Origin of the sequence: Brevibacterium casei CIP 102111 (genome assembly GCF_900169275.1) — a bacterium.
In the GTDB taxonomy this organism is placed as follows: Bacteria; Actinomycetota; Actinomycetes; order Actinomycetales; family Brevibacteriaceae; genus Brevibacterium; species Brevibacterium casei.
The window spans coordinates 148,606-170,870 of record NZ_FXZC01000003.1 but is presented as its reverse complement, the minus strand read 5'-3'; the positions used below and the strand labels follow the sequence as shown (position 1 = coordinate 170,870).

Sequence of the window (22,265 nt, the reverse complement as noted above, 5' to 3'; positions counted from 1 at the left end):
CATGGCACCGATCATCCGTCCGCGCCGCCTGCGCTCGACCCCGGCGATGCGCCGCCTCGTGAGCGAGGTCCGGCTCCATCCCGCCGACCTCGTCCTGCCCATGTTCGTCAAGGAGTCCCTCAGCCAGCCCGCGCCGCTCTCGGGCATGCCCGGGGTCGTCCAGCACACCCTCGACTCGCTCCTCGACGCCGCACGCGAGGCCGTCGCGGCCGGCGTCGGCGGGCTCATGCTCTTCGGCATCCCCGAGGTCCGCGACGAGACCGGGTCGCAGGCCGACGACCCCGAGGGCATCCTCAACCGGGCGCTGCGACTGCTGCGCGAGGAGTTCGGCGACGAGACGGTCATCATGGCCGACCTCTGCCTCGACGAGTTCACCTCCCACGGCCACTGCGGGGTGCTCGACGAGGCCGGCCGCGTCGACAACGACGCCACCCTCGTCCGCTACGCGTCGATGGCCGTCGCCCAGGCCCGAGCCGGCGCCCACGTCGTCGGTCTCTCAGGGATGATGGACGGCCAGGTCGCCGTGTGCCGGGAGGCCCTCGACGACCATGGCTTCACCGATGTCGTCGTCCTCGGCTACACCGCGAAGTACGCCTCGGCGTTCTACGGGCCCTTCCGCGAGGCCGTCGACTCCGAGCTCAAGGGCGACCGCAAGACCTATCAGCAGGATCCCGCAAACGGTCGCGAGGCCATGCACGAACTCGACCTCGACCTCGCCGAGGGCGCGGACATCGTCATGGTCAAGCCCGGCCAGCCCTACCTCGACGTCCTCGCCGAGGTGGCCGCCGAGTCCCCGGTGCCCGTGTGGACCTACCAGGTGTCCGGCGAATACGCGATGATCGAGTTCGCCGCGGCGGCCGGGGCGATCGACCGGGACCGGGCGATCGAGGAGTCGCTCATCGGCTTCAAGCGCGCCGGAGCCGACGCGATCCTCACCTACTGGGCCACCGAGGTCGCCCGGCAGCTGACGGGAGGCCGACGATGAGCGAACCGCGTTGGCTCTCCACCGCCGAACAGAAGTCGTGGCGCAAGTACCTCACCGGCAGCCAGCTGCTCCACACCCAGGTCGAAGCCGACCTGCGCGAGCACTTCGGCATCGGCCTGCCCGAGTACGAGATCCTCGTGCGTCTGAGCGAGAGCGAGAACCGCTCGCTGCGCATGGCACAGCTCGCCGCCGACACGACGATGTCGCGTTCGCGTCTGACCCACAGTGTTGCGAGAATGGAGAAGAAGGGGCTGCTCGCGAGGTGCCCGATCCCCGAGGACGGTCGCGGCGTGAGCTGCGCGATGACCGACGCGGGATGGAACCTCCTCGTCTCGGCCGCCCCGACGCACGTCGAGAGCGTGCGCGACAACCTCGTCGACCTGCTCGAACCCGAGGAGATGGCGACGCTGGGAACCATCTTCACCAAGGTCACCCGGCACCTCAGGGCGAAGGAGAACTCATGACCGAGACCCGGACCACCGCGAACCAGCCGACCACCGAATCGGCGGCGCTCTTCACCCGAGCCGAACGCGTCATCCCCGGCGGGGTGAACTCGCCGGTGCGGGCGTTCCGGGCGGTCGGAGGCACCCCGCGCTTCATCACCTCGGCGACGGGGGCCTGGCTGCGCGACGCCGACGGCAACGACTACATCGACCTCATCGGCTCGTGGGGGCCGATGATCATGGGCCATTCGCGTCCCGAGGTCCTGGCCGCCGTCCAGGAGGCCGCCGTCAAGGGCTTCTCCTTCGGCACACCGTCGGTCGGCGAGGTCGAACTCGCCGAGGAGATCGTCTCCCGTGTCGACCCCGTCGAGGAGGTGCGGCTGGTGTCCTCGGGCACCGAGGCGACGATGAGCGCGATCCGACTCGCCCGTGGGTTCACCGGGCGGCCCAAGGTCGTCAAGTTCGCCGGCTGCTACCACGGTCACGTCGACTCCCTGCTCGCCCAGGCCGGATCCGGACTGGCCACGTTCTCCCTGCCCGACACCCCGGGGGTGACCGGGGCACAGGCCGAGGACACCATCGTCGTGGACTACAACGACGCCGAGGGCCTGCGCGCCGTCTTCGCCGAGCACGGCGACTCCATCGCCTGCGTCATCACCGAGGCGAGCCCCGGCAACATGGGCGTCGTCCCGCCCCGTGACGGATTCACGAACACGATCCGCGAACTCACCAAGGCCCACGGTGCGCTGATGATCAGCGACGAGGTGATGACCGGGTTCCGCGTCTCCGCCGCCGGATGGTACGGCTATGAGTCCGAGACGCTGGGCTACCCCGAGGGACCGGCCGACCTCTTCACCTTCGGCAAGGTCATGGGCGGAGGTTTCCCGGCGGCGGCCTTCGGCGGACGCGCCGACGTCATGGCCCACCTCGCCCCGGCCGGACCCGTCTACCAGGCGGGCACGCTCTCAGGCAATCCGGTCGCCACGGCCGCAGGACTCGCGACGCTGCGGCTGACCACCGACCTCGACGTCTACTCGCACATCGGGCGGGCCGCCGACATCCTCCGTCCGGCGGTCGCCGAGGCACTCGACGCCGAGGGGGTGGCCCACACGATCCAGTCGGCGAACTCGATGTTCTCCGTCTTCTTCACCGACCGCGAGGTCGTCGACTACGACGACGCCCGCGCGCAGAACGTCGAGCGCTATTCCGCGTTCTTCAACTCGATGCTCGCCTCCGGCATCCACATGCCGCCGAGCGCCTTCGAAGCGTGGTTCCTCTCCTACGCCCACACCGACGAGATCCTCGAGCGGATCATTGCGGCCCTCCCGGCCGCCGCGAAGGCCGCCGCTGCGGTGCCCGATAAGCCCGCCGGCCAGGAGGCGTGATGACGACGATCCACCTCGTCCGCCACGGCGAAGTCGACAACCCCGAGGGCATCCTCTACGGCAGGATCCCCGGCTTCGGGCTGACCGAGCGCGGTCACGAGATGGCGCGCCGGGTCAGTGAGCACTTCGCGGAGGCCGACTCGCAGCCCGTCGCGCTCGTCGCCTCCCCGCTGCTGCGCGCGCAGCAGACGATGGCCCCGCTGTCCGAGCGCCTCGGTCTGCCGGTGACCACCGACGACCGCGTCATCGAGGCGGCGAACTCGTTCGAGGGGCAGAAGCTCTCGGCGCGCAAGCTCAGCGAACCGAAGAACCTCGTGCGCCTCTACAACCCGCTCATCCCCTCGTGGGGCGAGCCCTACCGGCAGATCGTGCTGCGGATGCAGGCGGCCATGGCCAGCCTCCGAGCCCGCCTCGCACCTCACGGCGAGGACGCCGAGGCCGTCGTCGTCTCCCATCAGCTTCCGATCTGGATGGCCAGGCTCGCCGGCGAAGGACGCTCCCTCGTCCACGACCCGCGCAAACGCGAATGCGCTCTGGCCTCTGTCACGAGTTTCACATTCGACTCGTCCACACTGGTATCCGTGAGCTACGAGAACATCTGCGCGGATCTCCAGCCCGGCCACGCGGTGGCAGGAGCATGATCGGCGGCAACCGGCCCCTCGGCCGACGAGCGGTCCTCTCCGGCATCGTCGCAGGCACAGCGCTCGTCCTCAGCGCGTGCAGCGAGAACGACGACCTCGCCGCCCAGGCGGGATCCGATCAGGGGTACGTCTCCGGATCCGGCGTCGTCTCCCAGGTGCCGGTCAAAGACCGCGGCGAACCGCTCGACCTGAGCTTCACGACGATCGACGGCACGCAGATGTCGCTGGCCGACATCCGCCCGAAGCCCGCCGTCATCAACCTCTGGTACGCCGCGTGCCCGCCCTGCCGAGTGGAGGCCCCCGACCTCAAAGCCGTCTCCGAGGAGTTCGCCGACCGGGCACAGTTCATCGGCGTCAACGTCCGGGACCAGGAGCCCGAGGCGAGCGCGTTCATCGCGAACTACCAGATCCCGTACCCGAACATGATCGACTCGAACGGTGACATGGTCGCCCTCCTCTCCGGTGTCTTGCCGCCGCAGGCGACGCCGTCGACCGTCATCCTCGACGCGCAGGGCCGTGCCGCGGCCCGTGTCGTCGGCGCCGTCGACGAGTCGACTCTCAGGGGACTCATCGAGGACGTGCTGGCGGAGTGAGTGGGATCGGGGCGGACTTCGCCCAGGCGGTGCTCACCGGTCCTCTGCTGCTCGCGGCCGGTGCCGCAGCGCTTGCCGGACTCGTCTCCTTCGTCTCTCCGTGTGTGCTCCCGCTCGTGCCCGGCTACGTCGGATATGTCACCGGACTGAGCGGGTCTTCGCTCAAGGACAAGGAGACGTGGCGCGTGGTCCTCGGGATCACGCTCTTCGTGCTCGGGTTCACCATCGTCTTCGTCATCCTCGGCACCGGCTTCTCCGCCCTCGGCGCCCTGTTCTCCCAATGGCAGGACATCGTCATCCGGATCCTCGGCGTCGGAGTGATGATCGCCGGGCTCGTCTTCATGGGAGCCTTCGGGTTCCTCCAGAGGGAACGGCGGATCCAGAAGAAGCCGAAGGCGGGACTCTGGGGTGCGCCGGTGCTCGGAGCGACGTTCGCGATCGGGTGGGCACCCTGTGTGGGGCCCACGCTCTCAGCCGTGCTGACGATGTCGCTGAGTTTCGGCTCCGACGGAACGCTGTGGCGCGGCGCCTTCCTCGCGTTCGTCTACTGCCTCGGCCTCGGCATCCCCTTCATCTTCCTGGCGATCGCCATCCACAAGGGTGCCGGCCGCCTCTCCTGGGTGCGCGAGCACCAGACGACGATCGTGCGCATCGGCGGCGCCCTGCTCATCGCGCTCGGCTTCGTCATGGCCATCGGACTGTGGAACCAGTGGATGAATTCCCTGCAGGGACTCATCTACGGATTTGAAGTGGTGATCTAGTGGCAGACAAGACTGCTGACAACACGACGACCGCGGGCGGCCGCGACGCAGGCCCGACGGCGCCCGCGTCGGGGAAGGGCCCGGATCGCACCGCTGTGACCCAGCCGCAGCTCGGCTTCATCGGCATGTGCCGGTGGGCGTGGCGGCAGCTGACGACGATGCGCGTGGCGCTCATCCTCCTCCTCGTCCTCGCGCTCGCGTCGATCCCCGGCTCACTGCTGCCGCAGCGGATCCAGGATCCGGGGCGGGTGAACACCTTCCTCGACGAGAACGGGGCGTGGGGAGGCTTCCTCGACGCCATCGGAATGTTCGACGTCTACTCCTCGATCTGGTTCTCCGCGGTCTACCTGCTGCTGATGATCTCGCTGGTCGGATGCATCGTCCCACGCGCCGGCCAGCACTGGAAGGCGATGCGCTCCGCGCCTCCCAAGGGACCGCGGCGGCTGGGAAGGATGCCCGGATACGTGGCGTTCACCTCGGCGGAGGTCGAGGACGGGGAACTCACCGACGAGGAGTTCCTCGACGCCGCGCAGGCCCGGCTGAAGAAGCTCGGCTACCGCACCTCCCGCTACGGTGACCATGTCGCGGCCGAACGCGGCTACCTGCGCGAGACCGGCAACCTCGTCTTCCACATCGCGGTCCTCATGACGACCCTGACCATGGCGATCGGATCGCTCTTCGGGTACGAGGGACAGCGCGTCCTCGTCGAGGGGGACACGTTCACGAACTCCCTCGTCGCCTATGATTCCTTCGACCCGGGCACCTACTACGATCCCGACAATCTTCCCCAGTTCCGCCTCACCCTCGACGACTTCGAAGCGACCTTCGACGACCAGGCCCTCGGCAACCAGTTCGGTCAGCCCCGCACCTTCGAAGCGCAGGTGACCTCGACGGTGGACGGGAAGTCGAAGACGGAGACGCTCAAGGTCAACGAACCCATCCGCGTCGCCGACACCGGCATCTACCTCACCGGCAACGGGTACGCTCCCGAGGTGACGGTGCGGGACGCGACGGGCAAGGTCGTGCGCTCCGGCCCACAGGTCTTCATCCCCGCCAACGGCGACCCCGGCTACACCTCGGAGGGGGCCATCAAGGTTCCCGATGCCGCGGGTGAGCAGATGGGATTCGTCGGCGTCCTGCTGCCGACGGCGACGCAGAACGAGCAGGGCGACCTCGTCTCGAACTTCGCAGAGCTGCGCAATCCCTACCTGGTCATGAGCGGGTACACCGGTGATCTCGGCCTCGATTCGGGGGTGCCGCAGTCGGTGTACACCCTCGACGCCTCGAGGATGACGCAGATGACCGACGCCTCAGGCGATCCGCTCGTCATCCAGCTCGTTCCGGGAGAGACGCAGCAGCTGCCCAACGGGGGTTCGGTGACGTTCGACGGGGTCAAGCGCTTCATCGCCGTCGACATCTCCCAGGACCCGACCCAGGCGCTCATGTTCATCAGCTCCGCCCTCGTCCTCATCGGCCTCGGACTCTCCCTGTTCATCCCGCGCCGGCGCATGTGGGTGCGGATCAAGGGCGCCGATGTCGAAGTGGCGGCGCTCGCCCGCGGCGAAGATCCGATGGTCGAACGCGCCGCGCGCGAACTCGCCAAGGACCTCGGCAGCGAGAGCCGCGACGACGATGACGACAGGGAAAGATGAGCCGGGCCTACTACAGGGAGTAGAATCGTGTCCGTGTGCTGCCCTGCAGCGAGCACGGCAGTCCGACAACGCTAGGAATTGAGCACCTCACGGTGCGGAGGAATCATGGACGTCAACCTTGATCTGGCGATGTGGTCGAATCAGCTCATCGTCTCCGCGATGGTCGTCTACGCCGTTGCGATGATCTTCTACGCCTTCGACCTCTTCGGCGGACGTGAGCTCAAACGCTCCGAAGGTGCGACGGTCGCCGCGAAGCCGAGCACCGTCAGACGCACTAACAGGCGGACCGCGACAGCTCTGCTCGATCGGCCGGGTGCCGGTGACGACTCCGGCTCCGGGTCGGCGTCCGGCGGTGCCGAGGACCTCAAGGGCCGTGCCCGTCGCGGCGCCCGCATCGGCACCTCGCTGCTCGTCCTCGCCATCATCCTCCACGTCGCCTCGGTGCTCACCCGCACGTTCTCGGTGATGCGCGTGCCGTGGGGCAACATGATGGAGTACGTGCTCACGGCGACGGCCATCACCGTCATCGTCTACCTCATCGTGCTCACCCGCAAGGACATCCGCTACCTCGGGACCTTCCTCTCCGGTGCGGTGCTGCTCTCGCTCGGCCTGGCGATCACGGTGTTCTACACGCCCGCCGCGCAGCTCATCCCGGCGCTCGACTCCTACTGGATCGCCATCCATGTGCCGATCGCGATCCTCTCGACCGCTCTGCTCTCGATCTCCGCGATCCTCGCCGTCTTCCAGATCCTCAAGACCGTCAGCGAGGACAAGGATCCCAAACTGCTGCGCTTCATGCGCCGCCTGCCGTCGAGCACCGACCTCGAGCGCACTTCTTACATGCTCGCCGCGGTCGGCTTCATCACGTGGACCTTCACCCTCATCGCCGGTGCCATCTGGGCCGAGGTCGCCTGGAGCCGCTACTGGGGCTGGGACACGAAGGAGATCTGGACCTTCGTCGTCTGGGTCATCTACGCCGCCTACCTCCACGCCCGTGCGACCCGCGGCTGGGGTCCGACGAAGGTCGCCGTCCTCAACCTCATCGGCATCGCCTCGGTGATCTTCAACTTCACCGTCGTCAACGTCTACTTCAACGGACTCCATTCCTACTCCGGGCTCGGGTGAGGCGAGGCTCTCTCCTCCCTACCGAGACCGTTTGTGGTCGATAAACCGAGGCCGAAACGCCGTTTGAGCGTTTCGGCCTCGGTTTATCGACCACTACTGCGTTGGTTCGCGCCGAGGCGGGAGCGGTGGCCGTTGCCGCTGGCCACCACCCCGTTTGCGGTCGGAAGACCGAGCCAGATCGGCCATTTTCGCGTTTTGGCCTCGGTTCTTCGACCACAACTGGGGTCATGACTCAGGTGATACAGGGGTGGGTAGCGCCGTCACGGCCAGCACCATGGCCCAATGGTCTCAGCTCCGTGCCCCCGGCCTTGTGCGCGGCGCCTGAAGGACACAGAAGGCACTCGATCGGGCTGAAGTCAGCGCGTCGGCTGCTCTCCGCCGTTGACGGCGAACGTTTGGCCGGTGATCTGACCGGCGCCGGCCGATGCGAGAAACCATATGGTCTCTGCGATGTCCTCCGGAGCCCCGGCGCGCTTCGTCATCGCAGCGTCGATGAGCGATGCCCGGCGCTCGTCGGTGAGGTTGTCACCGAAGAACTCCGTGTCTGCGATGTATCCCGGAGAGACGACGTTGGCGGTGATTGCGCGGGCGCCGACCTCGCGCGCCAGGCCGATGTTCCATGACGCGATTCCGGCCTTGGCGGCACCGTAGGACTCCGCGCCCTTGTCGGCGGCGATGGATCCGATCGACAGGATGCGACCGTTCTCGCGCATGCTCGGCAGAAGAGCGCTTGTCATGAGCACGGCGCTGAGAAGATTGGCGTCGAGGTTCGCATGCCATGCCGCCGCGATGTCGGCGAGGCTGGCGGGTCGCGGGCGTTCGAAATCGGTGTTGCCCCCGGCATTGTTGATGAGGACGTCAACGGCTTCCAGCTGTTCTGCGAATCGTTCGACCTGGCCGGAATCGGTGCCGTCGACGGGTCTCGCAACGACGTCACCCTCGACTTCCCGGGCAGCTGCCTCGAGGACGCTCCGGCGCCGCCCGGTGATGATGACGTGCTCGCCCTCCCGTGCGAAGCGTTCTGCGCAGGCGCGGCCTATACCGGTTCCGCCCCCAGTGATGACGATTGTGCGTGGCATGGTCAGTCACTCCGTTCAGATCTAAACGTTTAGGTCTAAACACGGTAGGCTGAAGACATGAGCTCTGACAACCCCGGCGACGCTGCTGATTCGATCACCGGTGCTTGGGCACGCGAACGCCCCGACCTGCCAGGCGACTCGATCGGCATCGTGACGCGGATCTGGCATGCGTCGAAACTGCTCGGAGATGACCGGAATCGACTGCTGAGGCGACACGATGCCGATCCGGCCACGCTTGATCTGCTGTCGACACTGCGACGCGGAGGACAGCCGTATCGGATGTCGACGGGTGAGCTGGCGAGAGCATCGCTCATCACCAAGGGGGCGATCACGCAGCGGGTCGATCGTGCAGAGGCGCAAGGGTACGTGCGCCGTGTGACCGCGCCTGGAAGGAAAGTCGCGGAAGTCGAGCTGACCGACCGCGGGCGGCGGGTCAGTGACGAATTGGTCGAGGCCGTCCTGCGCCACGAGGAAGGGCTGCTTGCGGGTCTCCCACAGCATGAGCGTGATGATCTGGCAGCGTCACTCCGACGTCTGCTCGCACATCTCCATAGGGTGCTCGGCGCTCAAGGTGATGGCAACCCAGGACAGGTCGGCACCCGCGACTGACGCCGGCCTCAGCCCGTGTGGCCGCGTCCCTCTCCCTTGGAGCCTTCTGAGCCGTGCTCGTCCTCGGAGTCCGGGTCGTCGGGACGGTCCTCGGGATCGAGGGTGTCACCGGGAGGGGTCTCGGAGTCGGTCGGTTCGTCGTCACGGGGGCGATGCTTGCCGAGCTTGACCTCGCGGTCGACCTGGCGGAGGTAGTCCTCGTCGTCGTCGGGGGCGGTGGGTCCGCTGCGCCTCGGCGAGGGGTCGGGCCTGGCCTCGGAACCGCGCCCGAACACGTACCAGAGGACGAAGCCGATGATCGGGATGATGAGGATGATGAGCGCCCAGACGGGCTTGGGCAGGACTCGGACGAGACTCCGATCGCGCAGCAGACAGTCGAAGAGTCCGTACAGTGTGATCGCTGCCGCTAGGACTATCCCGGCAATGAGTACTCGAGCCATGGATCAAGGATAGTCGACCAACCTGAAGACCCGCTCAGTCAGGGGGCGATGAGTTTCGACAGGACGCATTGCCCCATCACCGGTGCACGGCTGCATCCCGGACGGCCGCGCGCGGTTCTGAGAGTCCACGCAGGCTGACCCGACTAGAATGGGTGCAATGCGCAGCTTCTGGATCTACACCCTCGCCCGGCTCGGCATCATCGTCGCCGTCGGGCTGCTTCTCCAACCCTTCCTCGGGTTCACTCTCGTCATGGCCGTCGCGGCGATCCTCATCGGCGCACTCATCAGCTACCTCGCGCTCGGCGGGATGCGGGCGAAGGTCGCCGGCGACATCGAGCACCGGCTCGCCAACCGCAGGAAGTCCAAGAAGCGCAAGGGCGCTGACGAGTCGTTCGAGGACAGCCTCGTCGATGAGAACGCCGCCGACGAGGCCGCAGCGACTGAGACGAAGTCAGAAGCCAAGAAGCCCGAATCGGGAGCCTGAGACTCCCACAGCCCCGCTGCCGAGCTCGGCACTCAGTCGCTGAGCACGAGTGCCGTCCGCGGCCTCCCGCCGCAGAGATCGACTAGAGCGCCAGGCCGAGCGCCATGAGCGCCGCGAAGCACAGTGCCGTGAGTCCCGTCGACTTGATCGTCGGAATGAGCCCTTCGCCGGTCGTCCCGCTGAGCACGGTCTTCAGCGGTGAGAGCGCGGGCACGAGAGCGAGCACCGCAAGCGCCACAGCAGGGTGCCCGTCGAGGATGGCGAGAGCCAAGAGCGCGAAGGGTGTGAGGACGAGCATCGCGTAGGCGATGCGCGCGCGATGGTCGCCGAGGCGGACGGCGAGAGTGATCTTCCCCGCCTCGGTGTCGGTGGGGATGTCACGGAGATTGTTGACCATGAGCACCGCCGAGGCGAGCAGCCCGATCGAGACGGCCCCCGTCCACCCGCTCAGGGTCAGGGCTCCCACCTGCATCCACATCGTGCCGAGGGTGGCGACGAGACCGAAGAAGATGAAGACGAACACCTCGCCCAGTCCGAGGTACCCGTAGGGCCGCTTCCCGCCGGTGTAGAACCACGCGGCGGCCACGGCCGCGGCCCCGACGAGGAGGAACCACCACGCCTGCGATATGAGGACGAGCGCGATTCCGACGAGACCGGCGATGCCGAAGCAGATGAACGCCGCGCGCTTGACCGCTGACGGCTCGGCGAGACCGGTCGCCGTCAGCCGCACAGGTCCCACACGCACATCGTCGGTTCCCCGGACGCCGTCGGAGTAGTCGTTGGCGTAGTTCGAGCCGATCTGGAGGAACAGGGAGACGAGGAGGGCGAGGAAGCCCTTGAAGACGATCCCCGAGAACGAGTGCTCGTGCCCGTCGTTCGTGTAGTCGCCGATGATGAACGACGTGAAGCCCCCGACCGCTCCGATCGCCGCTCCGGTGCCGATGAGCACGGGGGCGAGTGCGAGCGGCAGCGTCCGCAGTCGCGCGCCGGAGATCCACTGCGCGGCAGTTGCCATAGGGGTCGGACACCTTCCTCCGGGTTGGTTGAACCGTCTCATATTACCGAGAGTTCACTTGATCGGGAATTTCCCTCCGGTCATCGATCGGTCACGGTTCGGTGAGCATCTGCAGCAGTGCCCGGGCCACCTCGGCGGCCTGTCTGCGGTCGGGTTTGCCGATCGAACGGACGGGGATCTCATCGACGACGAGGACCTCCCGCGGAAGCATTCCCGCCGTGTCCGGGGGGACGAGGCCGCGCAGCAGTTCCCCGAGCCCGGTCGGGGAGTCCGTGCGGTCCCGGACCGCATCCGTGGCGCCCTCACCGAGGCGGACGAGGGCGACGATCCGCTGTCCCCACTCCGCGTCGGGCACGGAGGTGACGAGCACCTCGGCGATGCCGTGGTCCTGCCAGGCCGGCAGGAGAACGGATTCGAGGGCGTGCGGGGAGACGTTCTCCCCGCCGGAGACGATGACGTCGTCGACTCGGCCGAGGACGCTGAGCACCCCGTTATCGATCCGCCCGAGGTCGGAGGTGCGGATCGTCCGACCCGCACCCGTGCCCACGAGGGCCGGGGAGTCGATCGGGGTGATGGAACCGTCGTCGGCGATGGAGACGTAGGCGTCGGCGACGACCGGTCCGCTGAGGTCGATCGTGCCGGCCTCGGTGATGCTCACCTCCACGCCGTCGAAGGGTAGGCCGTCGTAGACGCACCCGCCCGCGGTCTCCGACATTCCGTAGGTCCGCACGATCTTCAGCCCCGCCGCTTCCGCTCCTTCGAGCAGGGCGGGGGAGATCGCGGATCCGCCGAGGAGGATCGCCGTGAAGTCCGCCGCCGCCGAGGTGGCCGCGGGGTCGGCGAGGATCCGGTGCAGCTGCGTGGGGACGAGGGAGGTGTACCGCGGGCGCTCGTCTCCGCGGGCGACGAGCGCCCGGACGTCCTCGGCGAAGTTCGCTGCGGTGAACGAGGCGGCGGTCGAGCGGACCGGGTCCTCCCCGGCCAGGCGCGCGCGCATTTCGACCTGGAAGCCCGCGATGTGGTTGACCGGCAGGGTGAGGTACCAGCGGCCGGGACCGGAGAGGAAGCGCTCCGTCGCCCGCGCCGAGGTGGTCAGGGCCTCGGCGGAGAGGGCGACGGCCCTCGCCGTCCCCGTCGACCCCGAGGTGTGGAGGATGAGGGCGGGGGAGGGTCCGTCTCCGCGCCAGAGGGCGGGGTCCGCCTCGGCGATGGCCCCGGTCCGGGAGGTCGGCAGGAGGAGGATCGACTCCCCGGCAAGGGCCCGGTCGATCGCCTCCGGCAGCTGTGCTGGGGTCAGCTCTGCCACGGGCTCAGTAGTACCAGGGGTACGGCGACCAGTCGGGGTCGCGCTTCTCGAGGAATGCGTCACGGCCTTCGACGGCCTCGTCGGTCATGTAGCCGAGTCGGGTCGCCTCCCCGGCGAAGACCTGCTGTCCCATGAGCCCGTCGTCGACGAGGTTGAAGGCGAACTTGAGCATGCGCTGGGCGTTCGGGGACTTGCCGAGGATCTCGTGCGCCATCGTCAGGGCCGCGTCTTCGAGGTCGGCGTGGTCGACGACCTCGTTGACGGCGCCCATGTCGGCCATCTCCTGCGCGGAGTACGTGCGGCCGAGGAAGAAGATCTCGCGCGCCTTCTTCTGGCCGACCATCTTCGCCAGGTACGCCGAGCCGTAGCCGGCGTCGTAGGAGCCGACATCGGCGTCGGTCTGCTTGAACTTCGCATGCTGCCGCGAGGCGATCGTCATATCGCAGACGACGTGGAGGCTGTGTCCGCCGCCGGCCGCCCATCCGGGGACGACGGCGATGACGACCTTGGGCATCGTGCGGATGAGGCGCTGGACCTCGAGGATGTGGAGGCGACCGGCCCGTGCCGGGTCGACGCTCTCGCGGGTCTCCCCGGAGGCGTACTGGTAGCCGGAGCGGCCGCGGATGCGCTGGTCGCCGCCGGAGCAGAACGCCCAGCCGCCGTCCTTCTCACTCGGTCCGTTGCCGGTGAGCAGCACCGCCCCGACGTCGGAAGTCTGGCGGGCGTGGTCGAGAGCGCGGTAGAGCTCGTCGACGGTGTGCGGGCGGAAGGCGTTGCGGACCTCGGGGCGGTCGAAGGCGATGCGCACGGCGCCGATGTCATTGCCGTCGGCGTCGATCGCCCGGTGGTAGGTGATGTCGGTGAAGTCGAAGCCTGCGACCTCGCGCCAGCGGGTCGGATCGAAGATCTCGGAGACGGTCATGGTCCCCAGCCTAACGCGCGCCGAGGTGGCGCCGAGGTCAGGGTGTGCATGCCGGTCACGGGTCCTATGGGGCGGTCCCGCACCCTATGGGTAGGGTGGCCCCATGACCGCCACCGCCCGGGATCTCCCCGCCTCCATCGCCGACCTCCTGCCCCGCGTCCACGTCCTCCGGCTGCCCATGGTCACGCGGTTCCGGGGCATCACCGAGCGTGAGGTCATGCTCTTCGAAGGCCCCGCAGGCTGGGCGGAGTTCTCCCCGTTCCTCGAGTACGGGCCCCTCGAGTCCTCCCGGTGGCTGCAGGCGGCCCTCGAGTTCGCGGGCCTCCTCCCGCCGGAGTCAGGGCAGGACCGCCGCCTCCCGGGGCAGGCGCGCCCGGGTTCCACCTCGGCGGCCCCGACTCCGGCCTCGACCGAACCCGGCAGTCCCACCGCCCGCACGTCCGTTCCGGTCAACGCGACCCTTCCCGCCCGTCCCGTCGCCGAGGTCGAGTCCATCCTCGCCCGCTTCGGTGCGGTGGGCACGGTCAAGGCGAAGGTCGCGGAGAACGGGATCGCCTCCCTGCCCGAGGACCTCGCCCGTCTGCGCGAGCTGCGCCGACTCCGCCCCGACGTCGATCTCCGCCTCGACGCGAATGCGAAGTACACCCTCACCGAGGCGCTCGAAGCCTCTGAGGCCTTCGCCGGGTTCGGTCTCCAGTACTTCGAACAGCCCGTGCCCGGCGTCGAGGACCTCGCGCGGCTGCGGGAGGAGCTGGCCGCCCGCGGCCTGCCGGTGCGCCTGGCCGCCGACGAGTCGATCCGCAAGGCCGAGGACCCGCTGCGGGTGGCCGAGCTCGGCGCCGCCGAGGTCGTCATCGTCAAGGTCCAACCGCTGGGCGGGGTGGCTGCGGCCCGGAGGATCGTCGCGGAGAGCGGTCTGCCGGCCGTCGTGTCCTCGGCGCTCGAGTCCTCCGTGGGTCTGGCCGCCGGTGCGCAGCTGGCCGCGAGCCTGCCGGTCACCGCGGCGAGCAGGGAGGTCCTTGGTGAGATGCCCGCGTGCGGTCTCGGCACGGCTCGCCTCTTCGCCGAGGATGTCGTCGCCGATGGCCTCGTGCCCACGGACGGTCGGATCCCCGTGACGCGGATCGCCCCGGACCCGCAGCGCCTGAGGGCACTGGATGCGGGTCCGGGGCGATCGGAGTGGTGGCTGCGGCGGGCTCAGGCGTGTTGGGACGTCCTGCGCTCGCCCACCGAGTGAGGGCTGAACTCAGCCGGCGTTCTTGACGGCCTCGACGGCGGCCTCGGCGACCTTGACCGCGTCCTGCTCGTCGCCCTGCGGGGAGAGGTTGGCGGCGGTGACGACCGTGTTGCCGACACGGGCGACGACGCTCTGCGTCGACATCGCCGGGGCTCCGCCGGTCTCCATCGAGGTGCGGGTGCCCACGGCCTCATCGGCTCCGGCGACCTTCGCGTCAAAGGTCTCCGAGGTCATCTGCATCTCCATGCCCTGCATCGTCATCGTCACATCCCCGCAGGTCTCGGCCATCTTGCTCGAGGTCGAGAACTGGTCGGACGTGGCCTTCTCGTCGGGGAAGCTCGAGAGGCCGACGCTCATCGTGTTGTCGGAGGCGACGCCGACGACGGTGGTCCCCGCACTCGCCTGCGCGGCGTTGAGGCCGGCCATGGCGAGGTCCTTGCACTCGGCGGGCTCGAATTCGGCCTGTTCGAGGGCCTTCGCGGCCTCGCCGCTGGAGACGGCGGAGGCGTCCATCGGCTTGAAGGTCTTGCCGTCGAAATCGGTGGTCTCGATGATGTTCGTCAGGGCTGCCTCGTCGAGCTGCTTCGCGGCTTGGGTCTCCTCGGCCGCAGGCTGCGAGCCGGAGTCCTGGCCGGAGTCGGCGGAGTCCGAGGAGCCGCCGCTGGTGCAGCCGGCCAGGGCGAGGACGGCGGTGAGGGTGATGGCGGGCAGAAGGCGTTTCATTGGTCGACCTCTCGAGTCTGGGTACAGCCGTCAGGTGCGGCTGGAGCGGGGGAGCGGCGGGGCGTCACGCCCGGCTTTCAGGCGGGTGCCTGGTAGTCCGCTGGGTGGCGGCTGGGATCAACTGTAATCGAGTGCTGATGGGTCCGTTCCGCGCGGGTGTGCCGATTCGGGCACATCGTCGTGCACATCCGACACACCCTCTGCAGGGTGCCCTGTCGTGTGGTCGTGCTCCTCTCGGATCGGCGTCTCCGGTTCCTCCGCGGAGGCGATGCGCACGGTCGTCACCTCCCCCTGACCGAGCGTCGTGAAGTGCTGTGTGCGCCGACCAGGGATGATGGGGTCGTGCATGGCTGCGGCGAGCCGCCCGGTGAACGTCAGCCGCCCCTTCTTGTCGGCCCGCTGGGGGTACTCGTTGACCCCGGTGGGACCGGTCACGGTGATGTCGTACTTCCCGCCCGGCTGGAACAGGCCGGGGGTGCGCACGCGGAAGCTTCCGGTCCCGGTGAGGGAGAAGCCGGCGGCGCTCACGGACCCGAAGCGGATGATCTGCGCTCGCCGCCGGGAGATCTCGACCCGCCAGCCGTGGATGTCGAAGAGCGCGTGACCGGTGAGGTAGGAGAATTCGCCGCCGTCGGCGATGCGGGAGTCCTCCCGGCGCCGGGACGGTCGCGAGCTCTCGTAGTTGCGGTGCCTCTCGAGCGTCGTCAGCCACGCCCCGAGCTCCCGCTGCCAGCTCGTCCAGTTGTGCAGGCCCGTCGTCCGCGGGAACCACGAGTGGCGGATCCCGAGCGCGTTGAGCCGGGCGGAGAACCGTTCGCCCTGCTGGTTGACCATGGTCTCGAGGAGGTCGCGGTCCTTCGACTCCTCGAGGCTGCCGGAGCCTGCGGAGAACCACAGGTCGATGTCGCGGAGGTTCTCGGCGAGACCGTACGGCGAGTTCGCGATCCATTCGCTGCGGTCGGCCTCCCGGTCGCCGAAGAGCGTCATCGACCGGGCGCCCTCGCGCATCGCGATGATGTCGAAGGCGGGAACCGCGGAGAGTGGGTCGAGCGGGGAGGAGAAGGCCGCTGCCGCGCCGTAGCGGTCGGGATGCCAGGCCGCGTACTTCATCGCCCCGTACCCGCCCATCGACAGCCCCGCGAGCAGCTGGGAGTGTCGGTCGGTCTCGACCGAATAGGTCTTGGCGAGGAACTCGGGGATCTCCTTGGTGTGGAAGGTCGGCCAGTCGTGGACCTCGCTGCCGACCGCGACCCGCGAATACGTCCCGGCGCCCCCGTCGGGCATGACGACGAGGTAGGGGGAGTCGGCGGTGAGCTCTTCGGCGCCCCCGAAGTCCGTCCACGACCGGAAGTCGTCCCCGCCGCCGTGGAAGAGGTGGATGACGGGGCTGACCTCGGCGGGGATCCCGGGCAGGAGGACGCGGACCCCGACGGTGCGGCCGAGGGCGGGGGAGTAGAGGAAGAACTCCCTCAGCCTCGGCGAGAGCTTGCGTTTGTCGCGGATATGCCACTTGCGTGCGTCCTTGCCCCGCGGTTCGGGGCCGAGGAATGCGCTGTTCTGGTCACGGGCGGGGAAGCGGCCGCGGTACGAGCGGGCTGCCGTGAGGGATCGGACGGCGCGTGCTCCAACCGCGATGAGGATCGATCGGCGCATAGGTCGAGCGTAGCGGGCCAATGTGAACCTCAGGTGGGCTAGTGGTTGAATATCGGGTGATGTCGAATTCTTCCGCAGTGGCGCAGCAGATCGCCCGCAGTCTGGTCGCCTCCGGAGTCAGGGAGGTCGTCCTCGCGCCCGGATCACGGTCGGCGCCCCTCGTCTACGCGCTCGCCCCCCTCGCCGAGGCGGGGGTGATCCGCACGCACATCCGCCTCGATGAGCGTGATGCCGGGTTCCTCGCCCTCGGGCTGGCCCGGGGCCTGCGGGTGCGCGGTGCCGGGTCCCCGGTCGCGCTGGTGACGACCTCGGGGTCGGCAGTCGCGAACCTCCACCCGGCGGTGCTCGAGGCCTCGTACGGTCACCTTCCGCTCATCGCCCTCACCGCCGACCGTCCCGCCCGTCTGCGGGGGACCGGGGCGAATCAGACGATCGACGATCAGGCCCACGTCCTCAGCGACGTCCGCGCCCGGTTCGACGTCCCCGCCGGTGACGCGGTCACCACCGCTGATGTGGTGGATGCCGTCGCCGAGGCGGTCGCCCGATCGATGGGCACCGCAGAGGGTGGGTCCACACCGTCCCTGCCGGGTGCCGTCCAGCTCAACGTCCAGTTCGACACCCCGCTCGTGCCCACCGCCGACGAACTCGAGGCGTGGACCTCCGAGATCGCAGGGGAGTCCTCACCCGGCACACGCTCAGACGTCGTCTCGCCGGGGAAGCCGTCGGCGGGCTCGCCGGTCCGGCGCCCGAGAGCGCACGTCACCCTCACCGAGGGCACAGTCATCGTCGCCGGTGACGCCGGCGGTCACCCGGCCGATACGCTGCGGGCGCTCGCCGAGGAGCGATCGCTGCCGGTGCTCGCCGAACCCTCGAGTCCGCTCGCGTTCGGAGGCCACGACGCGACCACCTTCGTCCCCGCCCATGCTCGGGTGCTCAGCGAACGGACGGACCTGGCGGGCGCGATCCGCACGGTCATCGTCCACGGCAAACCGACCCTGACGCGGCCCGTGGCAGCGCTGCTCGCCGACACCTCGGTGACGGTGCAGCGCGTCCCCGACGACATCGATGACCATGACCTCACCGTCACCGGCGAGGGTTCGGACGACGGCGCAACGTGGGCGCGCGACTGGGTCGAGGCGGGCAACGCCGCCGTCGCGGCCTCCCGGGAGGACCGCTCAGCTCAGCCGGCACGAGCGATCACCGAACACCTCGCCGCCCAGGACATCACCCTCTTCGCCGCGAGCTCGAACACCATCCGCTATCTCAGCGAGGCCGTCGATGTCCGCGCCCGCATCCACGCCTCCAGGGGTCTCGCCGGCATCGACGGTCTCGTCTCGACCACGACCGGGCTCTCCCTCGGACTCGGGGAGCCCGTCGTCCTCCTCATCGGGGACGTCGCGATGCTCCACGATGTCGGCGGTCTCCTCACGCCGACTGCCGAGGACACCGGTGCGGTGACGATCGTCGTCCTCAACGACGACGGCGGCGCGATCTTCTCCGGACTCGAGCATTCCCAGCCGCATGTCGCCCCCTACCTGGAACGGTATTTCACTGTGCCCCACGGCCGGGTCTTCGGCGAGCTCGCGAACGCCTACGGGTGGGAGCACAGTCAGGTGAGCGACCTCAGCGCTTTCGAGGAGGCCTTCTCCGGTGCGCGCAGCGCCGGCGCGAAGGCCAGGCGCATCATCGAAGTCCGCCTCAGATGAGACCGAGCGCCCGGCGCATCGGGGCGAACTTCGCCTCGGTCTCGGCCACCTCGGCGGCTGGATCGGAATCGGGCATGATCCCTGCACCGGCGTAGAGGCGGATCCGGTTGCGGTCCTCGAGCTGACCGCAGCGCAACGCGATGCCGAACTGACCGTTGCCGCGGTCGTCCATCCAGCCCACGGGACCCGAGTAGCGGCCCCGATCGAGGGGTTCGAGCTCGTCGACGAGGGCCACGGCGCTCGCCTGCGGGTACCCGCCGACCGCGGCCGTCGGGTGGACGGCGGCGGCGACGTCGAGGGCGTTGAGGCCGGAGTCCTCGGGCAGGTGGCCGGTCGCGTCGGAGGCGGAGTGGATGACGTTGGCCAAGGGCAGGAGGTGGGGGCGGTCGTCGACGGAGACGTCGGCGGCCACAGACCCGAGGCTGCGCTGGAGGGAGGCGATCGCGAACGCGTGCTCGGTGCTGTCTTTGTGCGCGCTGAGCAGCTTGCGGGCCTCAGCCATCTCCGCGGTCGGATCCTCCTCGACCCGGTACGTGCCCGCGAGCACGCGTGAGGTCACCCGCCCGTGCTCGACGCCGATGAGCAGTTCGGGGGTCGCACCGATGAGGCCCGCGATGTCGAAGGTCCAACAGCTCGGGTAGCTGCGGTTGAGCGCGCCGAGGACCGACCGGACGTCGATCTCCTCATCGGTGGTGACGACCTCGTCGCGGGCGAGGACGACCTTGCGCAGCGTCGCATCATCGGAGGCGGGATCCACCTCGGTGGGGGAGCCGACGGGGGTGAGCATCGCCGAGACGGTGGCCACAAGGTCCGCCCACGTCTCCTCGTCGAGGTCGCCGGGGGACTCGCTCGCCGAGGTGACCGGGCGCAGCGCCTCCTCCCTGAGCACCGGGGGAACCGGGGTCGCGCCCTCTGCGGCGATCGTCGTCATCCACACGCGACCGCCTCGGCGGCCGAGGACGAATTCGGGGATGTGGAGGAGGGAGTCGACCTCGGAGTCCTGGGAGTAGGTCACGGTCGCGAAGCACATCAGCCCCGACCCGAGGTGGTCGACCTCGTCTTCGATGACGGCGACCGCGGTGATCGCCTTCCATGCCTCGGAGAGCTCGGTGAACCGGTTCCGACCGCGGGCGCGGATGCGCAGGGTCCGACCGAATCCGATGAGACCCGAGGTGTCGCGGACCCAGCAGGAGAACGCCGAGGTGGGCAGCAGCGCCAGGGTCTGCTCGACGGTCGTGGGCAGGCCGGATTCGAAGGGGAACCCGGGACCGGGGTCGACGTCGTCGACGAAGCGGGAGCGGACGGTGAGCCGAGGGGTGTCCGCGGTGATGTCGGAGGAGGAGAGCGTCGTAGTCATGGCACGCTCACTCTAACCGAGGAATCGTCAGGGAAACCTGGGGGTCCCCGCCCTGTCCGCCGGCCCCGTCGTCGGCTGTGTCGAGTCGCACACGGCCGAGTGTGACCGCGGATTCGCCCGCAGCCGCATCGTGTTGAGACAATGAGGCCATGAACCGTGCCCAGCTGGACAAGCAGCCTGCTGACGTCGCCTCGATGTTCGACGATGTCGCTTCCCGATACGACCTCACCAACGACATCCTCTCCCTCGGGCAGGCACGGTCCTGGCGTCGCACCGTCGCCTATGCCGTGGCCGCCGGCCCCGGGGAGAAGGTCCTCGACCTCGCCGCGGGCACCGGCACGTCGTCGATGGCGTTCACCCATCACGGCGCCGAGGTGGTCGCCGGTGACATCTCCGAGGGCATGCTCGCCGAGGGCCGCCGCCGGCACCCGAAGATCGACTTCGTCTATGCCGACGCCCTCGATCTGCCCTTCGACGACGAGACCTTCGACGTCGTGACGATCTCCTTCGGCATCCGCAACGTCCACGACGTCGACCGTGCCCTTGACGAGATGCGCCGGGTCCTCAAGCCCGGGGGCCGCCTCGTCGTCTGCGAGTTCTCGACGCCGACGTTTGCGCCCTTCAGCGTTGTGTACAAGGAGTACCTCATGCGGGCCCTGCCCGCCGTCGCGACCGCCGTGTCCTCGAACCCCGAGGCCTACGTCTACCTCGCCGAGTCGATCCGCGCATGGCCCGACCAGGACGCGTTCGCCGTCCAGATCCGGGACGCCGGATTCGACCAGGTGAAGTACCGGAACCTCTCCGGCGGCATCGTCGCGGTCCACCACGCGCTCAAGCCGTGAACGAGTTCGACGCCGACGTCGTCATCGTCGGGGCCGGTCCCGCCGGATCGGCGCTCGGAGCGTACCTCGCCCAGGCCGGCCATGACGTCGTCATCCTCGAGAAGTCCGGTTTCCCGCGCGACAAGATCTGCGGCGACGCCCTCACCCCGCGCGCGGTCAAGGAGGTCGGGTACCTCGGTCTCGAGACTCCCGAATCCGAGGGCTGGCATCGCAATCGGGGACTGCGCCTCATCGGCGGCGGCCACCGCCTCGAGATCGACTGGCCCGACATCGACGGCACCCCGAACTACGGTCTGACCCGACCCCGGATGGGCATGGACGAAGCCTTCGCGCGGCATGCGCAGCGCAGCGGGGCCAGACTCTTCGAACAGGTCAAAGCGCTGAGTCCCGACATCGGCGAGGACGGCTGGGTCCGCGGAGTCCACGCCACCGGCACCGACCACCGGGGCCGCCGGGTCGGCCCCGACGCGCACTTCCGCGCCCCAATCGTCGTCGCCGCCGATGGCGTCTCCTCCCGTCTCGCCGTGGCCATGGGTCTGGAGAAGCGCGACGACCGCCCGATGGGGGTGGCCGTGCGCGCCTACCATTCCTCGCCGAGGCATGCCGACGAGTACATCGAGAGTTGGGTCGAGATGCGCTCGACGAACCCGGCAGGCGAGTCCGAGGTCCTGCCCGGCTACGGCTGGCTCTTCCCCATGGGCGACGGGACGATCAACATCGGCGCCGGCCTCCTCGACTCCTCACCCCAGTTCGGCTCCGTCGACCTGCGGGCCGTGATGCGGGAGTGGATCGCCGACATGGGCGAGGAGTGGGGGATCGACGCGTCGACGGAGATCGGCCCGATCAAGTCCGCGGCACTGCCGATGGCGTTCAACCGCACCCCGCACTTCCATCGTGGCCTCCTCCTCATCGGCGACTCCGGGGGCATGGTCAACCCGTTCAACGGTGAGGGCATCGACTACGCCCTCGAGTCCGCTCGCCTGGCCGCCGAGGTGATCTCCACCTACGCCCGGTATCCGGAGTCGATCATGCGGGAGAGGCTCGCCGAATACCCTGCGCTCGTCGGGGATTCGCTCGGGCGTTACTTCACCCTGGGCCGAGTATTCTCTGCGATCATCGGCCACCCGTCACTGATGCACTTCGGAATCAAGTACGGTATGGGTGTTGATGTTGTGATGGAGTTCGTCGTCCGACTGCTGGCGAACCTCTACCGCGACCCCACGATGTCCGAGGCCGATCTCATCGATCGGGTGATCGCAGGACTCACCCGGATCGTCCCGGCCACGAGCAATGCCTGACCCAGTGAC

General features: G+C 68.8%; 22 protein-coding genes. 14 read left to right on the top strand and 8 right to left on the bottom strand.

Annotation, left to right across the window (positions count from 1 at the left end; genetic code table 11):
• The first annotated feature begins 1 nt into the window (after window position 1).
• The 8 genes from hemB to ccsB all read left to right on the top strand — a co-directional run bounded on the left by hemB (window position 2) and on the right by ccsB (window position 7,585).
• Window positions 2-985 carry a porphobilinogen synthase gene (gene hemB, locus BC102111_RS07765; RefSeq protein WP_101623973.1) on the top strand — a complete coding sequence of 328 codons (984 nt, stop codon included), beginning with the start codon at window positions 2-4 and terminating at the stop codon, window positions 983-985.
• Window positions 982-1,449: a MarR family winged helix-turn-helix transcriptional regulator gene (locus tag BC102111_RS07760; RefSeq protein WP_101623972.1), complete on the top strand. Its 468-nt coding sequence runs from the start codon at window positions 982-984 to the stop codon at window positions 1,447-1,449. Before hemB ends, BC102111_RS07760 begins: the two co-directional genes overlap by 4 nt.
• Window positions 1,446-2,813, top strand: a complete 1,368-nt coding sequence (gene hemL, locus BC102111_RS07755) for a glutamate-1-semialdehyde 2,1-aminomutase (protein ID WP_101623971.1) — start codon at window positions 1,446-1,448, stop codon at window positions 2,811-2,813. Before BC102111_RS07760 ends, hemL begins: the two co-directional genes overlap by 4 nt.
• Window positions 2,813-3,454 carry a histidine phosphatase family protein gene (locus BC102111_RS07750; RefSeq protein WP_101623970.1) on the top strand — a complete coding sequence of 214 codons (642 nt, stop codon included), beginning with the start codon at window positions 2,813-2,815 and terminating at the stop codon, window positions 3,452-3,454. Before hemL ends, BC102111_RS07750 begins: the two co-directional genes overlap by 1 nt.
• Complete coding sequence (locus BC102111_RS07745) at window positions 3,451-4,047, top strand: TlpA family protein disulfide reductase (RefSeq protein ID WP_063249234.1); 597 nt, start codon at window positions 3,451-3,453, stop codon at window positions 4,045-4,047. Before BC102111_RS07750 ends, BC102111_RS07745 begins: the two co-directional genes overlap by 4 nt.
• Before the next feature lie 5 nt (window positions 4,048-4,052).
• Window positions 4,053-4,808: a cytochrome c biogenesis CcdA family protein gene (locus BC102111_RS07740; protein ID WP_040342424.1), complete on the top strand. Its 756-nt coding sequence runs from the start codon at window positions 4,053-4,055 to the stop codon at window positions 4,806-4,808.
• Window positions 4,808-6,460 carry a cytochrome c biogenesis protein ResB gene (gene resB / locus BC102111_RS07735; RefSeq protein ID WP_009380549.1) on the top strand — a complete coding sequence of 551 codons (1,653 nt, stop codon included), beginning with the start codon at window positions 4,808-4,810 and terminating at the stop codon, window positions 6,458-6,460. The genes BC102111_RS07740 and resB overlap by 1 nt, the downstream gene beginning before the upstream one ends.
• Before the next feature lie 105 nt (window positions 6,461-6,565).
• On the top strand, window positions 6,566-7,585 hold the full coding sequence (gene ccsB / locus BC102111_RS07730) for a c-type cytochrome biogenesis protein CcsB (RefSeq protein ID WP_009380547.1): 1,020 nt from the start codon (window positions 6,566-6,568) through the stop codon (window positions 7,583-7,585).
• A gap of 356 nt (window positions 7,586-7,941) precedes the next feature.
• Here ccsB and BC102111_RS07725 read toward each other — a convergent pair whose 3' ends face one another.
• On the bottom strand, window positions 7,942-8,664 hold the full coding sequence (locus BC102111_RS07725) for an SDR family NAD(P)-dependent oxidoreductase (protein WP_009380546.1): 723 nt from the start codon (window positions 8,662-8,664) through the stop codon (window positions 7,942-7,944).
• A gap of 57 nt (window positions 8,665-8,721) precedes the next feature.
• Between BC102111_RS07725 and BC102111_RS07720 the strand changes: the two genes are divergently transcribed.
• Entirely contained in the window at window positions 8,722-9,273 is a 552-nt protein-coding gene (locus BC102111_RS07720; protein WP_040342412.1) for a MarR family winged helix-turn-helix transcriptional regulator, read from the top strand.
• Window positions 9,274-9,281: 8 nt separating this feature from the next.
• Here BC102111_RS07720 and BC102111_RS07715 read toward each other — a convergent pair whose 3' ends face one another.
• A complete protein-coding gene (locus tag BC102111_RS07715) occupies window positions 9,282-9,713 on the bottom strand; it encodes a PLDc N-terminal domain-containing protein (protein WP_009380543.1) in 432 nt (143 codons plus the stop codon).
• Between the two features lie 157 nt (window positions 9,714-9,870).
• Between BC102111_RS07715 and BC102111_RS07710 the strand changes: the two genes are divergently transcribed.
• Window positions 9,871-10,197 (top strand): DUF4229 domain-containing protein, encoded by a 327-nt coding sequence (locus BC102111_RS07710; RefSeq protein ID WP_009380541.1) that lies wholly within the window; start codon window positions 9,871-9,873, stop codon window positions 10,195-10,197.
• An 82-nt stretch (window positions 10,198-10,279) separates the two neighbouring features.
• On the opposite strand, the gene BC102111_RS07705 is transcribed toward BC102111_RS07710, so the two are convergent.
• The 3 genes from BC102111_RS07705 to BC102111_RS07695 form a co-directional block, all read right to left on the bottom strand.
• Window positions 10,280-11,212 carry a 1,4-dihydroxy-2-naphthoate polyprenyltransferase gene (locus tag BC102111_RS07705; RefSeq protein WP_101623969.1) on the bottom strand — a complete coding sequence of 311 codons (933 nt, stop codon included), beginning with the start codon at window positions 11,210-11,212 and terminating at the stop codon, window positions 10,280-10,282.
• Window positions 11,213-11,303: 91 nt separating this feature from the next.
• Complete coding sequence (locus BC102111_RS07700; protein WP_101623968.1) at window positions 11,304-12,518, bottom strand: AMP-binding protein; 1,215 nt, start codon at window positions 12,516-12,518, stop codon at window positions 11,304-11,306.
• A gap of 4 nt (window positions 12,519-12,522) precedes the next feature.
• Entirely contained in the window at window positions 12,523-13,440 is a 918-nt protein-coding gene (locus tag BC102111_RS07695; RefSeq protein ID WP_101623967.1) for a 1,4-dihydroxy-2-naphthoyl-CoA synthase, read from the bottom strand.
• 103 nt (window positions 13,441-13,543) lie between these two features.
• Here BC102111_RS07695 and BC102111_RS07690 point away from each other — a divergent pair, with 103 nt between their 5' ends.
• Window positions 13,544-14,677 carry an o-succinylbenzoate synthase gene (locus BC102111_RS07690; protein ID WP_101623966.1) on the top strand — a complete coding sequence of 378 codons (1,134 nt, stop codon included), beginning with the start codon at window positions 13,544-13,546 and terminating at the stop codon, window positions 14,675-14,677.
• A 9-nt stretch (window positions 14,678-14,686) separates the two neighbouring features.
• Here BC102111_RS07690 and BC102111_RS07685 read toward each other — a convergent pair whose 3' ends face one another.
• Entirely contained in the window at window positions 14,687-15,400 is a 714-nt protein-coding gene (locus tag BC102111_RS07685) for a sensor domain-containing protein (protein ID WP_101623965.1), read from the bottom strand.
• A 117-nt stretch (window positions 15,401-15,517) separates the two neighbouring features.
• Complete coding sequence (locus BC102111_RS07680) at window positions 15,518-17,053, bottom strand: alpha/beta hydrolase (RefSeq protein ID WP_101623964.1); 1,536 nt, start codon at window positions 17,051-17,053, stop codon at window positions 15,518-15,520.
• Between the two features lie 59 nt (window positions 17,054-17,112).
• Here BC102111_RS07680 and menD point away from each other — a divergent pair, with 59 nt between their 5' ends.
• Window positions 17,113-18,759 (top strand): 2-succinyl-5-enolpyruvyl-6-hydroxy-3-cyclohexene-1-carboxylic-acid synthase, encoded by a 1,647-nt coding sequence (gene menD / locus BC102111_RS07675; protein ID WP_223290030.1) that lies wholly within the window; start codon window positions 17,113-17,115, stop codon window positions 18,757-18,759.
• Here menD and BC102111_RS07670 read toward each other — a convergent pair.
• On the bottom strand, window positions 18,752-20,116 hold the full coding sequence (locus tag BC102111_RS07670; protein WP_101623963.1) for an isochorismate synthase: 1,365 nt from the start codon (window positions 20,114-20,116) through the stop codon (window positions 18,752-18,754). The genes menD and BC102111_RS07670 overlap by 8 nt on opposite strands.
• 149 nt (window positions 20,117-20,265) lie before the next feature.
• Between BC102111_RS07670 and BC102111_RS07665 the strand changes: the two genes are divergently transcribed.
• Complete coding sequence (locus BC102111_RS07665) at window positions 20,266-20,958, top strand: demethylmenaquinone methyltransferase (RefSeq protein ID WP_009379052.1); 693 nt, start codon at window positions 20,266-20,268, stop codon at window positions 20,956-20,958.
• Window positions 20,955-22,256, top strand: a complete 1,302-nt coding sequence (locus BC102111_RS07660; RefSeq protein WP_009379053.1) for a geranylgeranyl reductase family protein — start codon at window positions 20,955-20,957, stop codon at window positions 22,254-22,256. Before BC102111_RS07665 ends, BC102111_RS07660 begins: the two co-directional genes overlap by 4 nt.
• The last annotated feature ends 9 nt before the right edge of the window (window positions 22,257-22,265 follow it).